This is a genomic window from Hyphomonas sp., from assembly GCF_046313975.1.
Lineage (GTDB): Bacteria > Pseudomonadota > Alphaproteobacteria > Caulobacterales > Hyphomonadaceae > Hyphomonas.
This window is the reverse complement of record NZ_JBKBXB010000005.1, coordinates 1-18,372: the sequence shown is the minus strand read 5'-3', so window position 1 is coordinate 18,372 and position 18,372 is coordinate 1. Positions and strand designations below refer to the sequence as shown.

Genomic DNA, 18,372 nt, shown 5'->3' with positions numbered 1-18,372 from the left:
AAACGCCCCGGCCGCGCGGGAGCGCATGCCGGGGCGATCAGTGCCCGGGAGGGTGGGGTACCACTCTACTTTGCGGCTGCGATCAGCGTTGCTTTCGCCTTCGGCAGCTTGCCTTCGGGCCAGCCGGCCCAGAGTTCTGTCTCGTGCGCCTTCGCTTTCACCACGGCGGCTTCCTTCACATGGCCGAAGCCGCGGATGTCATCCGGCACGCGGGCGATCTCGATGGCGAGGGCATGGTTGCCGGCCGTGAGCTCGCCGGCGATGCGGCGCATGTTGGCGAGATAGATGTCACGCAGGTCGCGCTCCATCCTGCGCTCTTCGGTATAGCCGAAGAGGTCGAGCTTGGTGCCGCGCAGGCCTTTCAGTTTCGCCAGCACCTTGAAGCCCGTCATCATCCAGGCGCCGAAATGTTTCTTCACGAGATGGCCGTTCGCATCCTTCTTGGCGATGATCGGCGGAGCGAGCCAGAAGCGCAGCTTGCCGCCCTTGAACTGGCTCGCCAGCTGACGGGCAAACGTGCCGTCCGTGTACAGACGGGCCACTTCATACTCGTCCTTGTAGGCCATCAGCTTGTAGGCATAGGTTGCCACCGCCCGCGTTAGCGCCTCGCCGAGCCCTTTGGCTTCCTCAGCCTGGCGCACTTCCGCGACGACCTCGCGGTAGCGGCTGGCATAGGCGGCGTTCTGATAGGCCGTGAGGCGCGCCGCGCGGTCCTCGATCAGCGCGTCCAGCGTTTTCGGCTGGGCCTCGCCGCGCGGATCGCTTTGCGGTGCAAGGCGTTCCGGAGCGGCAGCAGCAATCCGGCCGATATTGAAGGCCGCCATATTGTCTTCGACCTTGGTGCCGTTGAGACGGACCGCGCGGTAAAGGCCGCGCAGCGAAACCGGCAGCTTGCCTTTTTGCCAGGCATACCCGGCCATGATCATATTGGTGTAGATCGCGTCGTGCAGGTAGCCGACCGCGAGCGCTTCGGCATCGATGCCTTCAAACTCTGCCGCCTGCCGTTTCACGCGCGCCGAGAGCAAATCGCTCTCGAAGCGTTTCGACCGGTTACGGATGAATTCCGAAGTCGGGGTGACGTCCGAGTTCGCATAGGCGGCCGTGCGGCCCGCATCCATCAGGTTCAACGCGTCGCCGCCAGCAGCCACAACCAGGTCGCAGGCGATGATCAGGTCAGCGCTTGCCGGCGGCACGCGGCCCGTCGAGATCGCTTCGGGTTCGCGCGCGAAGCGGATGTGCGACAGCACCGGCCCGCCTTTTTGTGCGAGGCCTGTCATGTCGAGCGATGAAGCGGCATGGCCGTCCACATGTGCCGCCATCGCCAGCACAGCGGCCACCGTCGTGACGCCCGTGCCGCCCACGCCGGTGAACAGCACGTTCCACGGCTCGGCAAGGCTTGGCGTCTCGGGCAGGGGCAGGCCGTCGGCGTTGAAGTCCTGACGCGGCTGGTCTTCCCAGGCGGGCTCGCCATCCTGGATGGTCACAAAGCTCGGGCAGAAGCCCTTGACGCAGGAAAGATCCGTATTGCAGGTCGACTGGTTGATGCGGCGCTTGCGGCCAAGGTCTGTCTCTACCGGTTCCACTGACAGGCAGTTCGATTTCAGCGAACAGTCGCCGCAGCCTTCGCAGACTTCCGTGTTGATGATCGTCCGCACACGGTCCGGCTTGATCATGCCGCGCTTGGAGCGCCGGCGCTTCTCGGTCGCGCACATCTGGTCATAGATGATGACCGTGACGCCCGGCGTCTGGCGCAGTTCGGTCTGCACTTCTTCGAGATGGTCGCGGTGGAAAATCTTCACGCTGCGGGGAAGATCCTGCACGTTGGCATAGCGGGTCGGGTCTTCCGTCACGATACGGATGGTCTTGACGCCTTCGGCTTCCACCTGCTGCGCGATCATCGCGGGCGTCTGGCCGGACTCGACATGCTGGCCGCCGGTCATCGCGACGGCGTCATTGTAGAGGATCTTGTAGGTCATGTTCGCGCCGGAGGTGACCGCGGCGCGGATCGCGAGGCTGCCGGAATGCGAATAAGTGCCGTCGCCAAGGTTGACGAAGACATGGTTTTCGTCCGTCGCCCAGTGCTGGCCGACCCAGGCGATACCTTCGCCGCCCATCTGGCTGGTCATGTCGGTTTTCCGGTCCGGCATGAAGTTCGCCATGTAGTGGCAACCGATACCGGCTAGCGCGCGGCTGCCTTCCGGCACCACGGTTGAGGTATTATGCGGACAACCCGAACAGAAATGCGGTGTGCGGACAGTCGGCGACGCATTCGTGCGCGCCGCTTCCCCGGCCCGCCCGACGCGGTCGAAGTAAGCCGCAGCGCGAGACGTGTCCCAACCCGAGGGAAGGGCGTGCATCAGCGCGCGGGCGATTTCCGGAATGGTCAGCGAGGCAATGTCGGAGAGGAGCGGCGCGCCGCTCGCATCCTTCTTGCCCTCGATCACCGGACGGCGGCTGTCCGGGAGGTCATACAGGGCGGCTTTCAGCTGCGCCTCGATCAGCGGGCGCTTGTGCTCGATGACGATCACGCGCTCGAGGCCGGCGCAGAACTCGCGCACGCCCTGCGGCTCAAGCGGCCAGGGCATGGCCACCTTGTAGATGGTGAGGCCAAGGCTGCCCGCCTCTTCCGGCGACACGCCGAGTGCGGCAAGCGCTTCGAACACATCGCGCGCGGCCTGCCCGGTCACGATCAGGCCAAGGCGCGGGCGCGGCGAGGGCAGGATCACATGGTCCAGCCGGTTGGCACGCACATAGGCCTGCGCCGCCGGCAGCTTCACCTGCCGCAGGCGCGCTTCCTTGTTCAGCGGCACATCGCCCCGGCGCATGTGTACGCCGTCTTCCGGCAGCGCGAAAGCCGGGCGCTGGATGGCAAAGCGGTTGAGGCTGACATCGACCACCGATCCGGAATCCATCGTATCGGCCAGCGCGACAAGGCCGGTCCATGCGCCGGAGAAGCGGCTGATCTCCCAGCCATGGATTCCATAGTCGAGCACGTCCTGGATCGAGGCCGGGTTCAGCACCGGGATCTCGGCATCCATCATCGCGTATTCGGATTGTGAGGGCAGGGTGGAGGACTTGCAGTTATGATCGTCGCCGACCACGGCCAGCACGCCGCCCAGCGCAGACGTGCCGGCCGCATTGGCATGCTTGAACACATCGCCGGTGCGGTCGACGCCGGGCGCCTTGCCATACCAGATGCCGAAGAGGCCATCGAACTTGGCGCCCGGGAACAGGCCGAGCTGCTGGCTGCCCCACACGGCGGTGGCGCCCAGGTCTTCGTTCAGGCCTTCCCAGAACTTGATATCATGCGCGTCCAGCCATTTCTGCGCCGCGCGCAGCTGCTGGTCGTATCCGCCGAGCGGAGAGCCGCGATAGCCGGAGATGAAGCCCCCGGTATTCTGGCCTGCAGACCGGTCGAGGCGTTTGCGATCCAGCGGCAGGCGGACCAGCGCCTGGATGCCGGTCATATAGGCCTTGCCCTCGACAAGATCGTATTTGTCGTCCAGCGTTACTTCGCGGTGTTTCATGAACGGCGCATCCTCGCCTGAGCCCTGGTAGATTATTGGGCAAAACGTGCGAAATTGCTTGCCTAACTTGCGCATCTTTTGTTAGTTTGTGGAATATTATTCCATAAACAGGCGGGTTGTAGGTTAGTTGTCCCAAGAACTAGATAGCGTGGATGCACGCATCCTTGAACTGATTCAGAAAGATGCGAGCCTGTCGGTGGCCGAAATCGCCGAGCGGGTTGGCCTGTCCTCGTCGCCCTGCTGGCGGCGCATCAAGCGCATGGAAGAGGCAGGTTTCATAATCGGGCGGGTGACGCTGATCAACAATCATGCGCTGGGTCTGGATTTTGAAGTCATCGCCAGCGTGAAGCTCTCCCTGCCCAGCCGTGAGAATCTCGAAGCCTTCGAGGCGCTTGTGCAGAATTGGCCGGAGGTTGTGGAGTGCATGACGGTAACCGGCGCGGTCGACTACATGATGCATATCATCACGACCGACATGCACGCCTATGACAATTTCCTGCGCGACAAGCTGCTCGGTTCCAAGCTCGTCTCGGATGTCCAGTCGCGCATCGTCATCCGCGTCGCCAAGAAAACAACGGCGCTACCACTCGGGCTCGTCCGCCAGAGCACGAAGTCCAGCGAATAAGTCCGTCTCAGAGCAGGTCGAACGCGGACTGGAAGGCGGAGTAGCCGGTCACTTTCACACCGTGCAATATTTCGCCGCCTGCCTCTTCGTGCAGGCTGATCCCGTTCTGCAGCGCCGCGCCAATGTCCGTATCCGGATCATCCGCCACAGCGAGCACCATCGCGATGGGGCGCTGCGGCGCAGATAATTCCGGACACAGGGCCTTGCCAGCAGGGCAGGTAACTTTCTGCGTGCTGTAGCCGAGGTCGAGGATGCTGGCGGGTACGCTGCCTTCCTCGCAGGGCAGGTTTGCGCCAATGGCGCTGCTGAGGGCCAGGCCGCGCGCGCGGGACAGGAACGTGTTCTGCGCCGCCGTGCCTTCGACGGACGCAGCGCCAATGGCGATGACGCGCGAGAGCGAACATATGCCCTCACCAAGATCGAGCTTCGAAAAGGCGGTCTCCACCGGCGCATGGAGGCCGGCGACGAAGATCGAATCTGCGCGGGCGAAGGTCCAGGTCTCGTCGCCGACGAGGACATAGGCCGTGAACTCGGCGCTGCGGCCTTCGCTGTCCGTGCCGGTGAAGCGTGCCGTCTCGCGCCAGCGCGCATCGGAAAAGAGCGGCGGCGGCTCGGCTTCCGGCTCTGGTTCAGGAACAATTTCCGGTTCTGGCTCCGCCTCGATCACCACAGGCTCCGGCTCAGGTTCGATCACGGGTTCGGCGGCCTCTGGCTCCGGCGCGGGTGCCTCTGGCAGGGCCGCCGTCCTGAGATAAGGGTCGTCGACTATCTCTCCGGGACGCAGGCGCAACGACCAGATCGTGGCGGCGAGGCCCAGCAGGAACAGCAGCAGGAACAGCAGGACCAGCCAGTCGGGGTTGAACTTCTTCTTCTGCTTTGGCGGCAGCGAATAATAGTCGGCCATCGGGCAACTCCCCTGTCTCCCGGTACATCCTAACCCGGAATGGTGGCTCGGGTCACGCCTCGGCAGAGGCGTGCAGCATGGGCCGGTATCCGGCACGCAGGGCATCACATGTTAGGCGCGGCGTCAGGCGCTGCCCGGACGCAGGCAGCGCCCCGGCAGGGCCATAGCCCTGGAACGACCAGCGCCGCGCGCCTTGCGCCGTCTTCAGATAGGCCTCGCCCGCATGGGCATAGAACGCGCCGTCCGGTAGCGAAGTGGGGTCTACGGTCTCGCGCTCAGCCGCGCCCTGCAGCACGGGTTGCAGCTCGCCGGCCGTGTGTGCGTCGATAGCGGCAACAAGATCACCGGGCGCCAGCTTGCCAGCACTGACCAGCGCGCTCCGAAAGGCTGTCGCCTCCGCGCGCCGGCATTCGAAACAGGGCCGATGCCCGCCCGCCAGCGCGGTGGCCTCATCCAGAAAGAAAAGCTCCGTGTACAGACCGGGCTGCATCAGCGGGCGCCGTCGCCCCTTGAACTCCAGCACACAGATGATCCACTGGCGGCTCGCCCAGTGCCGGTCTTTCAGCGTCTGGTCATCGCGGTGGAAACACCCGCCCCGGTTGCCCATGAACAGGCCTCGGTCGGGAACCGCGTGGAGAATGCCGAAAGGATCAACCCGGTTCTGAAGCGGCATGATTGCTCCCCGAACGAACAAGCCCGGATAATGCGGGGCTGCATCATCCGGGCCTGTTTTCAGCCGGTCCGCCGATGCAGGATCAGACCCGCTCGACCGCCATCGCGATGCCTTCGCCGCCGCCGATGCAGAGCGAGGCGACGCCTTTCTTGGCGCCGCGGTCTTCCATCGCGGCGATCAGCGTGATCAGCACGCGCGCGCCCGAAGCGCCGATCGGATGGCCCATCGCGCAGGCGCCGCCATTCACGTTTACCTTGTCATGGCTGATGCCGAGCTCTTTCATTGCGATCATCGGCACGACGGCAAACGCCTCGTTGATTTCCCAGAGATCGACATCCTCGGTTTTCCAGCCGGCCTTCTTCAGCGCCTTCTGCATCGCCGGCACAGGCGCCGTGGTGAAGTATTCCGGCTCATGCGCATGGCTGGACGAGGCGACGATCTTGGCGAGCGGTTTCAGGCCGCGTTTCTTCGCTTCGGATTCCTTCATCAGCACCAGCGCGGCAGCGCCGTCCGAAATCGCCGAAGCGTTTGCAGCCGTCACCGTGCCGTCCTTCGAGAAGGCAGGCTTCAGCGTCGGGATCTTTTCCGGCATCGCGGTGCGCGGCAGCTCGTCCGTGTCGATGACGATGTCGCCCTTCTTGCCCTTCACAGTAACAGGCGTGATCTCGCGCTTGAACTTGCCGTTCCTGGTGGCGTTCTGCGCGCGCGTCAGCGTTTCCAGCGCGTAGGCATCCTGCTGCTCGCGGGTGAACTGGTACTCGCCGGCGATCTTGTCGGCGAACACACCCATCGGGCCCTTGGCATAGGCATCCGTCAGGCCGTCGAGCGCCATATGGTCCTCGGCGCCCATGGTGCCGTACTTGTGGCCCTTGCGGACGTTCAGCAGGTGCGGCGCATTGGTCATCGATTCCATCCCGCCGACGATGACGATTTCCGCGTCCCCCGCGAGGATGGCGTTGCGGCCCATCACGGCTGCCTGCATGCCGGAACCGCACATCTTGTTGATCGTGGTCGCCTCGAGGCCCTTGTCCTCTCCGGCCTTGATCCCCGCCTGGCGGGCAGGGGCCTGACCCTGGCCTGCCGGCAGGCAGTTGCCCATGATGATCTCGTTGGCTTCACCAGGTTTCAGCTTCGCCTCAGCGACCGCCGCCTTGATGGCAAGCGCGCCCAGCTCGTTTGCCGAGAAGCCTGCAAGGTCACCCAGCAGGCCTCCCATGGGGGTGCGGGCCATACCGACGATGACAACCGGATCTTTATCAGACATGGGGCGTTCCTTCCTGAAGTTTCTGAGCGGGTGCAAAAAAGCAACTTAGGCGCCGCCGATGCCGTTTCGTCAAGGTGACGCGCAGGTCAGCCCTTCAGGATGGCATCAATGTCGGCGGCAAGGTCCTTGTCTTCCGGTTTCACCTTGGAGCCATAGGCCTTCACCGGGGTACCGTCGCCCTTGATCAGGATCTTGTGGAAGTTCCAGCCCGGCTCGGCCTCCTTGCCGATGGTGGCCTTTGCGGCCGTATAGAACGGGTGCGCGTCCTTGCCTTTGACATGATACTTCTTGGTCAGCGGGAAGGTGACGCCGTAATTGATCTCGCAGAAGGTTTTCACTTCCTCTTCGGTGCCCGGCTCCTGGCCCATGAAGTCATTCGATGGCACGCCGACAATGACCAGGCCCTCGTCCTTCTTCTCCTCGTACAGGGCCTGCAGGCCCTTGTACTGAGGGGTGAACCCGCACTTCGACGCCGTATTGACGACGAGCACGGCCTTCGCGCCGAGCGCGGTCAGGTCCATCGGCTTGCCGTCGATGCTGGTGAACTGGGTGGCGGACATGGGAACTCCCTGGGTTGAGGCGGCAGGCGGTTCGCTCGCAGCAGGCGCGCCGCAGGCGGCAGCAGCGATGCAGGCGGCAATCAGGGCAGGCAGAAGGGGTTTCATCAGGGGAGCTCCGGCTATCTTGATGCGCAAGATATATCCCTAACGCGCCCGGCGTCATCCCCGGACACGGCTGCGCCCGCAAAAGTGATGATGCGGAGCCGGAAGGCCCGGCCCGGCTATTTCTTCTTCTTGCCGTTGCCGCCCTTGTCGCTGCCGGCATCGACCTCGAAGGTCATCTGCATGTTGACCCGGTACATGTCGATCTTGCCGTCCTTGATGGTCGTCGACATCGAATTGACATGGCAGGAGGCAAGCCCCCGCACGGTCTTCGAAAAGCGGCTGACAGCGGTCTGGATCGCATCCTCGAAGGATTTCGAGGATTCCGACAGGATCTCTTCGGACTTCATGATGGCCATGGATGTCTCCCTTGCATGGCGATAGCCCCCCGTTTCAGGAAGCGCCTGCATGTAGCAATTGGCAAGGGGACTCGCGCGAATGCGCCGGGGAGGGGCTAGCTGCGAAGACGCAGGCCGGCTTCGCTGTTCTTCTGCCAGACCACATCCGCCACGCCTTCCAGGCCGATTGCCCTTGCGTTCAGGGTCACGACAGCGGGCAGGCGTTCATTGCTCGGAAAGCGCAGGCGAACGCCATTGTCCGCATGGTCCAGCACGATGCCTTTGCGGCGGTAGCCGGACTCGTAAACCACATAGGCCTCGCGATACGTCATCGCCCGGACCGGGCGCGCGCTGTCGGGCTCGGCGTTCACGACCTGGGCCAGTCGCTTCGGCTCGACTTTCACGGGCTTTTTGCCGAACAGGGCGGACAGCAGGGACATGGTTAAGAACTTCCGGCGAGCAGGATTGGAACAGCTCGCCTGGGAAGATGCATAATCTGCGCCAAGTTAATGCGCCGTTTCGGCCGTACACCCTGTTTTGGGCGTACGCCTTGCTTCATAAAGGTTTTCTATCGTTACCAGATGCGGATACGCTCTTCAGGCGGAAGATAGAGCGCGTCTCCGGGCTGCACATCAAAGGCTTCGTACCATTCGTCGAAGTTGCGCACGATGCCATTCACCCGGAATTCCGGCGGCGAGTGCGGGCCCTGCTGCAGCTGGCGGCGGAGGGCTTCGTCGCGGTACTTCGCCCGCCACACCTGGCCCCAGGCCATGAAGAAGCGCTGGTCGCCTGTCAGGCCGTCCAGCACGGGGGCTTCCTCGTCTGCGCTGACGACACCGTCGCCATTCGTGTCGAGGCTCAGGCGGTAGGCCTTGTGGGCCATCGACAGGCCGCCGAGGTCGCCGATGTTTTCGCCAAGGGCGAGACGGCCGTTGATGCAGGTCTGGCCATCATCCAGCGGGCAGAACTTGTTGTACTGGCCCACCAGCGCGTCTGTCAGTTCGCGGAAGTTGGCTTCGTCTTCCGGCGTCCACCAGTTGCGCAGAACGCCGTCGCCATCCGATTTCGAACCCTGGTCGTCGAAGCCGTGGCCCATCTCGTGACCAATCACGCCGCCGATGGCGCCGTAATTGATCGCGGGGTCAGCCGACAGGTTGAAGAAAGGCGGCTGCAGGATCGCGGCCGGGAAGACGATCTCGTTGCGGTTCGGCGAGTAATAGGCGTTCACCGTCTGGGGCAGCATGCCCCATTCCGTCTTGTCGATCGGCTGGCCGAGCTTCGAGATCATGTCATTGTAGGCCCATTCGCCCGCCGCAGCTGCGTTGGCGAAGGCGCTGTCGCCAACCACCAGCGCGTCATAGGTCTCGAATTTTTCCGGGTAGCCGATCTTCGGCGTGAACTTGGCGAGCTTGTCGCGTGCTTCCGCCTTGGTCGTGTCGCTCATCCAGGTAAGCTCGTCGAGGTTCGACGCCATTGCCTTGCGCAGGTTGGCCACCAGCTTGTCCATCTCGGCCTTGTTCTCGGCCGGGAAGTAGCGCTCGGCATAGACCTTGCCGACGCCTTCGCCGAGCGAGCCTTCGACTGCCGTCACGCCGCGGCGCCAGCGCGGGCGCTGCTCTGTCGTGCCAGTCAGGGCCGTGCCGTAGAAGGCGAACACCGCATCATCGATCCGCTTCGGCAGCACGTCTGCACTGGCGCGCAGGTAGCCGGCAGCAAGCCAGGCTTTCCAGCTGTCCATCGGCGCTTCGGCCATGATCCTGAAGATGCCTTCGACACCGCCGCCGGCGACCTTGGCAGCATCTTCTGCCGACAGGCCGTTCTCGGCGATTTCTTCCGCCGTCGGAGTAACCTGGCGGACGACAAAGAATTCCTGTCCGCCTAGGCCCGATTCCTCCAGCACTTTCGCCGTCGGAAAGGCCCCGCCGAGCGCGATCAACTCGGCTTTCGACAGCTTGTTGTAGGTGAGGTTGCGGTTGCGTCCGATGGCGCGGTCCCAGTGCGCTTTCGCGATCGAGGTTTCAAGCTCGAGAACACGGGCTGCAGACGCTGCCGGATCGGCAAAACCCGCTTCTGTCAGCAGGGTCGTCAGCATCGCCACATAGGCCGCGCGCAGCTCGATATTCTTCTCGCTATCGACGAGGTAGTAATCACGGTCGCCCATGCCGAGACCGGCCTGGTTCACATAGAAGATGTACTGGTCGGGCTGCTTGGAATCGACATCCACAAAGCCGCCGAACGGGGAGGGCACGCCATTGGTGGCGAACAGGACCGCAAGATCCTCGCGCGTCGCCGCCGCCTTGATCTGCGCAAGCACCGGCTCTGCCGGCGCGATGCCTGCCGCTTCGATCGCGTCGGTATTGGTATAGGCATTGTAATAGGCGGCAATCTTGCCTTCCAGCGTTGCGGCATCCGGCGAAGCGGCGCTCAGCTCCTCGATGATCTTGCGCACGCGCTGCTCGGATTTCTCGCCGAGAAGATCGAACGATCCATAGCGCGTCCGGTCAGCGGGAATTTCAAACGTCGAAATCCAGGCGCCGTTGACATAGGCGTTGAAGTCATCACCCGGCTTCACGTCCGTATTGCGGAAATCGAGATTGATGCCCCATGCGCCCCACTCGTCCGGCGCGGACAATTCAAGACCCTCGGGCGTCAGGTATTTGCCTTCCGCGGTCATCGCCGGGCCGGCCGGCTTTGCATCTGCCTGTGCCGGTGCTGCAACATCCGTGTGATGTGCACAGGCCGTGATGAGCGCGAGCGACGCTGCGCCAAGCATGAGACGTTTCATTGTAATACTCCCTGTATGGCCCCACCAGACAAGCGGAGCGTCCCTGTAAACTGCAACTACTCTACGCGGTGGCTCTGAGGCCGGATTACTCTGCAGGCGACGGACGGGCGGTGCCGTGTCCGGCGCTGGTGCCGATAAGTTCTTCCTCATCGATGGTCGCATGGCCGCTATAGCTCTCGCCGATCTGGCGGTAAGGTTTGCCGCCCCAGGTCCAGCGGAAGATACGACCGATCTCGACACCGACCGCATACATCGCCGGCACCATCAGCAGCGACACGAACAGCGCGAACGCCACCGCATAGCCGAGCGACACGATCATCGGCTGCAGGAACTGCGCCTGCACCGATTTCTCGGCGAGCAGCGGCAGGATGCCGACAAAGGTCGTCACCGAGGTCAAGAGGATCGGGCGGAAGCGCGAGACGCCGGCATCCACCAGCGCCTGCACCGCGCCTGCACCTTCGTCGCGCCTGCGGTTCACATAGTCGATCATCACGAGGTTGTCGTTGATCACGACGCCGGCCGCTGCCGCGATGCCGAAGAAGGCGAACATCGCCATCGGCGTACCGGTGATGGCCAGTCCGAAGATCGCCCCGCAATAAGCAAAGGGCAGGGCTGTCATCAGCAGCACGGGCTGAGCGTAGGAGCGGAACGCAATCGCCAGCAGCATGTACATTGCGCCGAAGGCAATCAGCAGCAGCCGGTTGATCTCTGCGAAGAATTCCTGCTCCTGCTCGAAGCCGCCGGCCTCGCCGCGGATCACGTCCGGGAACTCTTGCCGGAACTGTGGCCAGAAATCCTTCTCCATCGCTTCCATGATGCGGCCGCGCCCGCCATCGCCGAGCACTTCGGCCGTGACACTGACCGAACGCACGCGGTTGCGGCGCACGATGCGGTTGATGCCGGGCGCATAGGTGAACTCCGCAACTTCCGTGACCGGAATCTCGCGCCCGTCAATCGTCCGGATACGGATGGAGGCGAGGCTGTCGAGATCGTTGCGGTCTGTTTCCGGCAGGCGCACGCGTACTTCCACGTCCTGACCATCCCGGGCCATGCGGTCTGCCAACTCGCCGAAATAGGCCTGGCGTAACTGGTTCGATACGTCCTGAAGCGTAACGCCGAGCGTCTCCGCGCCGGGTTTCATCCGAATCTGGATTTCCTCGGCCGCAGAGGAGAGGTTGTCGGTAATGTCATAGACTTCCGAATAGTTGGCGAGGTGCGCCTTCATGTAGTCCGCCGCCGCGCGCAGCCTGTCGAGGTCCGGATGGCTGAGCGCGAAGGTCACGCCCGTATCCGGGCGGTTGAAGGTGAACTCGAAGTTGATTTCCTCCGCGTCCTGAATATCGCCGGTCGCTTCGCGAAGCTCTTCGGCGATGTCCTTGGAGCGGATGTCCTCGGGGCGCTCCTCCGGCGGCACCAGGCCGATCCAGGCCTGAACCTGGCGCCCGCCAGCCACGACAGACGCGTCTCGGATAAGCCCGCCCTCGATTTCCGGATGCGCGCGGTCCGTGGAAACGCGGGCCGCCTCGATGCCCGCATGCAGCTGGTCGCGCACCTGCAGCACACGCTCGAACGGCGTGCCGTCCGGCATCTGGATGTTGACTTGGATCAGGTCCGCCTCGATCTCCGGCATGAACTTGAACGGCACAAGTCCGCTCGACTGCAGCGAGATGGCGAGCATGAAGAAGGAGATGAACAGGGCCACCGTCGCATACCGGAACCGGATCGCGAGTTCGAGTACCGGGCGGTAGATGTGATTGGCAAACCAGAGCAGGCTGTCCGCGATGCGGCGCTGCAGGGCCATGAACTTGCCGACCGGCCCATCGAACTTCTGCTTCTTCATGTGCGCAAGGTGCGCCGGCAGGATGAACATCGACTCGATGATCGAGATCAGCAGCGCGGCGACCACAACGAAGGTGATCTGCTGCGTGAACATCCGCGTCGGGCCGGTGATGAAGGCCCAGGGCAGGAAGGCGATGATCGTGGTCAGAACCCCGAAGATCACCGGCTTGATGACCAGCTGCGTGCCGATCACGGCGGCATCGATGCCGTCGCGCCGCCCGCTTTCCACTTCCCTGTGTATGTTCTCGCCGACAATGATGGCGTCATCCACAATCACCCCGATGACCAGCAGCACCGCAAAGGTCGACAGGATGTTCCAAGACACACCGAAGGTCGGCAGCAGCATCACGGCGCCGGCAAAGGCGGTGAAAATGCCGATCGTCACCCAGAAGGCCACGATCGGGCGCAGGAACAGGATCAGCACGAGCATCACCAGCACGGCGCCTTGCAGGGCGGAGGTGCTGATCAGGTCCATCCGGGCCTGGAAGGTTTCGGAATCGTCCCACAGGATGTCGATCTTCACGCCTTCGGGCAGGATGCCGTTGGCCGGATCATTGGCGCGCTCGATATAGTTCCGGAAGCCTTCCGCATAGCGCGTGATGTCCATTGTGTCAGGCTCGGGCATCATCACGAACACCGAGGTGCGCCCGTTGAAGCTCGTCTGCAGGCGGTTGCTGACGAAGCCGTCGATCACGGTCGCCACATCGGCCACGCGAACGGTGCCTTGCTCCATCGACTGACGGATGATGATCTCGTCGAACTGCTCTGCCGTATCGGCGAGGTTGCGCGCGGTCAGCGACACATCACCGACAGGCGATTCAATGCGTCCGCCGGAGGAGTTGAGCGAGGAGCGGCGCACGGCCTGCGCCACGTCGCCGAGGCTGAGGCCGAAACGGCGCAGCGCTTCCTCGGAAACTTCGATGCTGACCTGTTCGGCCTGCGTGCCCTGCAGCACGGCGAGTTCGCCGCCCGGCAGCTGGGCAATGTCATCGCGCACCTTGTCGCCGATCTTGCGGAGCGTGCGCGCATCGAGGTCGCCATGCACGGCGAGGCCCATGAACCAGTTGCGCTGCTCCCAGCGCGTCACCTGCGGCTGGAAGGCCGCCTGGGGCAGGTTGTTGATCTGGTCGACGCGGAGTTTCACCTCGTCGAGGAATTCCGTCATGTCGATGTCGTCACGGCCGCGGATATTGACCACGCCGAAACCTTCGCTCGCCACCGACGTGATACGGTCGAGGCCGTTGATATCGGCAACGGCCTCTTCGATCCGAGTGACGATCTGGTCTTCGATGTCGCGCGGGGAGGCGCCGGTCCAGGCCACCGACACCGAAGCGCCCGAGACCTTCACGACCGGGAACATCTCCCGTTCCATCGCGGAATATCCGAAGACACCGCCTGCGAAGAAGATGAACATCAGCAGGTTTGCCGCAACCGAGTTGCGGGCAAACCAGGAGACGATGCCGTTCATTGTGCGGCTCCCTCAGCATTGGCCGCCGTCTTGGTCTCCGCCGGGTTGGCCTTGTCACTGCCGGCGGCCTTGGGTGGGTTATGCACTTTCACGGTTCCGTCCGGCATGCGCTGCATCACCGTCAGGCTCATGCCGTCGAACGGCGCCTGGATCGGGCTGATGATGGCAAGCTCGCCGGCCGCCGCGCCTTCGTGGAAGTAGGCGCCGTCCTTGTCGGAGAAGGCCACGTCCACGGTGCGGATCGACAGCTTCCCGCTTTCCGGGTCGCCGATATACAGCTTGTCCGTGCCGCGCAGGGCGGCGCGCGGGGCGATCAGCACCTGATCCAGGCTGCGGCCCTGGATTTGTGCGTTCACGAACAGTCCAGGCGCCATCGGTGCGCCATTGTCAGCGCCCTTGCCGAACGGATCGGGCAGTTCGGCGATGACATTGATCTGCCGCGTCTGCGGATTGATGGCAGCGCCGGTGCGCACCACCGTGCCGCGCCAGCTGCGCGGCTCGCCGCCGACCGTGGCCGTGAACACGACTTCCGGACCCGGTGTCGCCTCGCTCGCGGCAAACGCAATCGGCAGGCCGAGGCGGCCCAGTTCGGCATCCTTCAGCGGCAGGGAAACCTCAACCACGTCGGTGCCGAAGATGCGGCCCAGCGATTGTCCCGGCGCAACGACCTGGCCGATATCCACGGCGCGTTCGCGCACGCGGCCATCGAAGGGCGCAACCACGGCCGTGCGGGCGAGTGCCAGTTCAGCGTCCTGAAGCTGCGCCTTCGCCGCTTCCAGCGACGCGCGGGCCTCTGCCAGCTGCGGCTCGCGGCGGGCGAGGGGAGAGGCGTCCGACATGCCGAGGTCTTCAAGGTCCTGCAACGCCAGTTCAGACTCGGCGATCTCGCGCGCAAGGCGCTGCTCTGCCGAGGCCACGGTCGAACGGGCCCGCACCACGCCGAGTTCATAATCCTGCGCTTCAACGCGGATCAGCACCTGGCCGCGGCGGATGAAGCCGCCATCGATGAAGTCCGGCGAGACGAACGAGATACGCCCCGAAATCTGCGGCGCGACGACAATCTCGCGCCTCGGTTTCACTTCGCCCTGCGCACTCACCGTCAGCGTCAGCGCGCCTTCGCGCACCGGTTCTGCAAATACGTTGAGGCCGGCCCGCGGTTCCTCATTCTTTTCCGGCTCCGGTTTCATCGCCTGGATGGCAATGAAGCCACCGACGCCGAGAATGGCGATGATGGCGATCGGGGCGATGATGGCGATAAGACGTCCCATAATTACTGGCTCCTGCCGGGTTCTGCGGCATCTGGTTCGAAGAGGAAGTCGTCAGCAGCGGCGACGGGGACGCCTCCGCCAAGGGCGAGATGGTAGGACACCCGGTTGCGCGCCCGGCTGGCACGCGCCGACATGAACTGGCTTTCCGCCGTCAGGCGGCGCGTCTGGGCGTCGATGAGGTTGAAGATGGTGATCGTGCCGCTGATATACTGGCGCTCCGCCAGGTCTTCGGCATACCGCGCTTCCTCGAAGGAAGTGAACTGTGCCGCCTCCTGCTGGGCCAGCAGAACGTCTGCGGTCAGAGCATCTTCCACTTCGCGCCAGGCCACCAGCACGCCGCCGGCATAGGACGCAACGCTCGCTTCCAGCCGGGCCAGCGCGGCTTCCTGCTGCGCCTTCAGGCGCCCGCCGGTAAACAGGGGCTGGGTCAGGTTCGCGATCAGCCGGGCCCCGATCAGCGCCGGGTCGAACACATCCTGCAGCTCGGTTGCATCATTTCCGCCTGACGCCGTCAGCCGCAGGGCCGGCAGCATCGCCAGACGCGCATCCTCGGCCCGCAGGCCGGCGCTGACCACCTGCGCTTCCAGCGCGGCAATGTCCGGGCGGCGCGACAGGAGCAGGGCAGGGTTGCCTTCCGCTTCCATCGGGCCCAGCTCCGGAATGGTCGCGCTCGCGGCAATCTCGGCGCGCGGATAGCGGCCGAGCAGCACTTCCAGCCGCCGCGCCGCTTCGGTCGATGCCTGACGGCGCGATGCAATCACGGCTTCTGCCCCGGCCAGCGACGACCGCGCGGTGCGCAGCTCCAGCGGGCCCAGCACACCGGATTTCACCCGCCGCTCGGTAATCGTCAGGACACGCTCACGCGCCTCGTACGAGAGCAGCGCAATGCGCTCCTGCGCGACCGCTTCGTTCAGCGAGATCCAGGCAATCGCCGTCTGCGCTGCGACCGAAAGCTCGGTTGCGGCGAGGTCGGCATCGCTCGCGGCCAGGTCTGCGTCCGCCTGCGCGATCGAGTTAGACACCCGGCCCCAGAGGTCCGCTTCCCAGCTGGCGCTCAGGCTGAACCCGTAAGTCGGGTCATTGAACCGTTCCTCCTGCCCGGCCACGATCAGGCCGGTCGAGGTGCCGCCTGCCGTCAGCGAGCCCGACAGGCTCGGCAGGCGCTGGCTGCGCGAGGCGCGCGCCGCCGCCCGGCTCGCCCGGTTCAGTGCCGCGCGCGATTCCAGCGTCGTGTTCTTCGCCAGCGCTTCGGTCACCAGCTCGGTCAGTTTCGGATCATTGAACTGGATCAGCCAGTCGGCCGTCGGCGCCTTGCCGGCCACGCCGCGCGCCGCCCACTCCGCCGGGGCATCCGGCAGCGTGTCGACCAGCGCATTGCGGCCATCGATGAAGCGTTCCGCCGGGGCCGGGGACGTGGCACAGGCTGCCAGCATGGCGGAGCTGAGAAGGAGGAAGGATTTATGCATGAGGGTAGCGCTGGGCCCCATATGGTTTTCGCGTTCCGATACGCCCGCTCTTGCCGAGCGTCAATATGAAATTATCGAAATTCAATAATTTACATTGAATGACCCGGACATCGGACAGCATACACGCCGGGGGCAGCCCTTGGCAGGGGCAGCTGCAGAGGGTAGCGCCAGTGTATTGAGCCTTTCTCAAAACTAGGGCGCGGTGCCGGGAAGTCATGGATTCCAAACACGAAATTCAGGCAGAGCCCCCGGTGCGCCGGCCGATGACCGGGCGCGCGCGGGATTTCACCGTCCTGCTCGGCACCACCGGCCTGGTTTTGCTGATGCTGGCCGCCTCCAGCGCGCTCGGTTTCGTCGAGGCGATCAGCGCGCTGGGTGTCATCGGCTCGGTGGCCGCTGCCTGGTATGTCGGTTCGGGTGCGCGTGTTCCCGTGGAACCGTCCAGCCCGGCCCCGGCCGACACTGCCCGCCCCACCGCGCCGGAAACCTCCGCCACGCTGCTGACCGCCCTGCCGCTACCTGCCATTGAAATCGGCCCCGGCCAGAAAATCCTCGCCTGGAACACGCCGGCGGACGAGGTCTTCCAGCTCGGTAACCTTCCGGTTGCCCGCGCCAGCGCCGTGATCCGCTCGCCCGCGCTCCTCGCCGCCATCGACGAAGCCCTCGCCCGCGGCGCGCCAGCGCCCGTCACCACCGAGCTTGAAACCGGACCCGACGAAACCTGGCGCGCGCATGTCAGCCGCATCCCGGCCGGCAGGAACGTCCTCGTCCTCCTCGAAGACCTCACCCCCGTCAAACGCGCCGCCCGTGCCCGCGCCGACTTCCTCGCCAACGCCAGCCACGAGCTGCGCACGCCGCTCACGGCCATCTCCGGCTTCATCGAAACGATGCGCGGCCCGGCGAAGGACGACAAGGACTCCTGGGGCCGCTTCCTCGACATCATGGCCGGCGAGTCCGACCGGATGAGCCGCCTGATCGCCGATCTCCTCTCGCTCTCGCGCATCGAATCGGCCGAACACGTCCCGCCCAAGGGCCGAGAGGATTTTGCCGAGATCGTCTCCGCCTCCATCGCCGCTCTGCAGCCGATCGCGGCAGAGAAAGGCATCACGCTGAAGGTCGAAAGCGCGGGCGCGATGCCCACCGTCACGGCTCACCGCGACGAGATGATCCAGGTCGTGGAAAACCTCGTCTCCAACGCGGTGAAATATTCCGTGTCCGGAGCATCCGTCACCCTGCGCTACGGCCCGGCGCCCTCACTGGCCGAGGCGCGCACCGCCGCCTCCCAGCGCTGGGACGGCGCCCAGCGCATGACGCTCTTGCAATCGCTCGCCCGCACCGCCGCGCCGGAGCCCGCCGTCTGGCTGCGTGTGGAAGATGAAGGCCCCGGCATCGAGCGCGAACACCTGCCGCGTCTCGGCGAACGCTTCTACCGCGCCGACCAGTCGCGCGGAGGCAAGATCACCGGCACCGGCCTCGGCCTCGCCATCGTCAAACACATCATGGCCCACCACCGCGGCGGCCTCGCCGTAGAAACCCGCCTCACCGAAGGCACC

The 18,372-nt window shown here is 64.5% G+C and carries 13 protein-coding genes; 2 read left to right on the top strand and 11 right to left on the bottom strand.

Annotated features, from left to right (window positions below; translation table 11 throughout):
• Positions 1–65: 65 nt before the first annotated feature.
• Positions 66–3,527 (bottom strand): indolepyruvate ferredoxin oxidoreductase family protein, encoded by a 3,462-nt coding sequence (locus ACK4TE_RS03060; RefSeq protein WP_409910007.1) that lies wholly within the window; start codon positions 3,525–3,527, stop codon positions 66–68.
• Between the two features lie 127 nt (positions 3,528–3,654).
• On the opposite strand from ACK4TE_RS03060, the gene ACK4TE_RS03055 reads away from it, so the two are divergent.
• On the top strand, positions 3,655–4,152 hold the full coding sequence (locus ACK4TE_RS03055) for an Lrp/AsnC family transcriptional regulator (protein ID WP_409910006.1): 498 nt from the start codon (positions 3,655–3,657) through the stop codon (positions 4,150–4,152).
• Positions 4,153–4,159: 7 nt separating this feature from the next.
• Here ACK4TE_RS03055 and ACK4TE_RS03050 read toward each other — a convergent pair whose 3' ends face one another.
• The 10 genes from ACK4TE_RS03050 to ACK4TE_RS03005 form a co-directional block, all read right to left on the bottom strand.
• Positions 4,160–5,056, bottom strand: coding sequence for a hypothetical protein (locus ACK4TE_RS03050; RefSeq protein WP_409910005.1), 897 nt, complete (start codon positions 5,054–5,056; stop codon positions 4,160–4,162).
• A 52-nt stretch (positions 5,057–5,108) separates the two neighbouring features.
• Positions 5,109–5,729 (bottom strand): hypothetical protein, encoded by a 621-nt coding sequence (locus ACK4TE_RS03045; RefSeq protein WP_409910004.1) that lies wholly within the window; start codon positions 5,727–5,729, stop codon positions 5,109–5,111.
• Positions 5,730–5,811: 82 nt separating this feature from the next.
• Positions 5,812–6,993, bottom strand: coding sequence for a thiolase family protein (locus ACK4TE_RS03040; protein ID WP_409910003.1), 1,182 nt, complete (start codon positions 6,991–6,993; stop codon positions 5,812–5,814).
• An 86-nt stretch (positions 6,994–7,079) separates the two neighbouring features.
• Complete coding sequence (locus tag ACK4TE_RS03035) at positions 7,080–7,658, bottom strand: glutathione peroxidase (protein ID WP_409910002.1); 579 nt, start codon at positions 7,656–7,658, stop codon at positions 7,080–7,082.
• Between the two features lie 116 nt (positions 7,659–7,774).
• Positions 7,775–8,014, bottom strand: a complete 240-nt coding sequence (locus ACK4TE_RS03030; protein WP_409910001.1) for a dodecin family protein — start codon at positions 8,012–8,014, stop codon at positions 7,775–7,777.
• Between the two features lie 95 nt (positions 8,015–8,109).
• The gene (locus tag ACK4TE_RS03025; RefSeq protein ID WP_409910000.1) at positions 8,110–8,433 is read right to left on the bottom strand and encodes a hypothetical protein; all 324 of its coding nucleotides are present in this window, start codon (positions 8,431–8,433) and stop codon (positions 8,110–8,112) included.
• 134 nt (positions 8,434–8,567) lie between these two features.
• Complete coding sequence (locus ACK4TE_RS03020) at positions 8,568–10,778, bottom strand: M13 family metallopeptidase (RefSeq protein WP_409909999.1); 2,211 nt, start codon at positions 10,776–10,778, stop codon at positions 8,568–8,570.
• A gap of 85 nt (positions 10,779–10,863) precedes the next feature.
• Positions 10,864–14,085 (bottom strand): efflux RND transporter permease subunit, encoded by a 3,222-nt coding sequence (locus ACK4TE_RS03015; protein ID WP_409909998.1) that lies wholly within the window; start codon positions 14,083–14,085, stop codon positions 10,864–10,866.
• Positions 14,082–15,353 carry an efflux RND transporter periplasmic adaptor subunit gene (locus ACK4TE_RS03010; RefSeq protein ID WP_409909997.1) on the bottom strand — a complete coding sequence of 424 codons (1,272 nt, stop codon included), beginning with the start codon at positions 15,351–15,353 and terminating at the stop codon, positions 14,082–14,084. Before ACK4TE_RS03010 ends, ACK4TE_RS03015 begins: the two co-directional genes overlap by 4 nt.
• A 2-nt stretch (positions 15,354–15,355) precedes the next feature.
• Complete coding sequence (locus tag ACK4TE_RS03005; protein WP_409909996.1) at positions 15,356–16,819, bottom strand: efflux transporter outer membrane subunit; 1,464 nt, start codon at positions 16,817–16,819, stop codon at positions 15,356–15,358.
• Between the two features lie 215 nt (positions 16,820–17,034).
• Here ACK4TE_RS03005 and ACK4TE_RS03000 point away from each other — a divergent pair.
• A partial coding sequence (locus ACK4TE_RS03000) for a sensor histidine kinase (RefSeq protein ID WP_409909995.1) occupies positions 17,035–18,372 on the top strand: 1,338 nt, incomplete at its 3' end.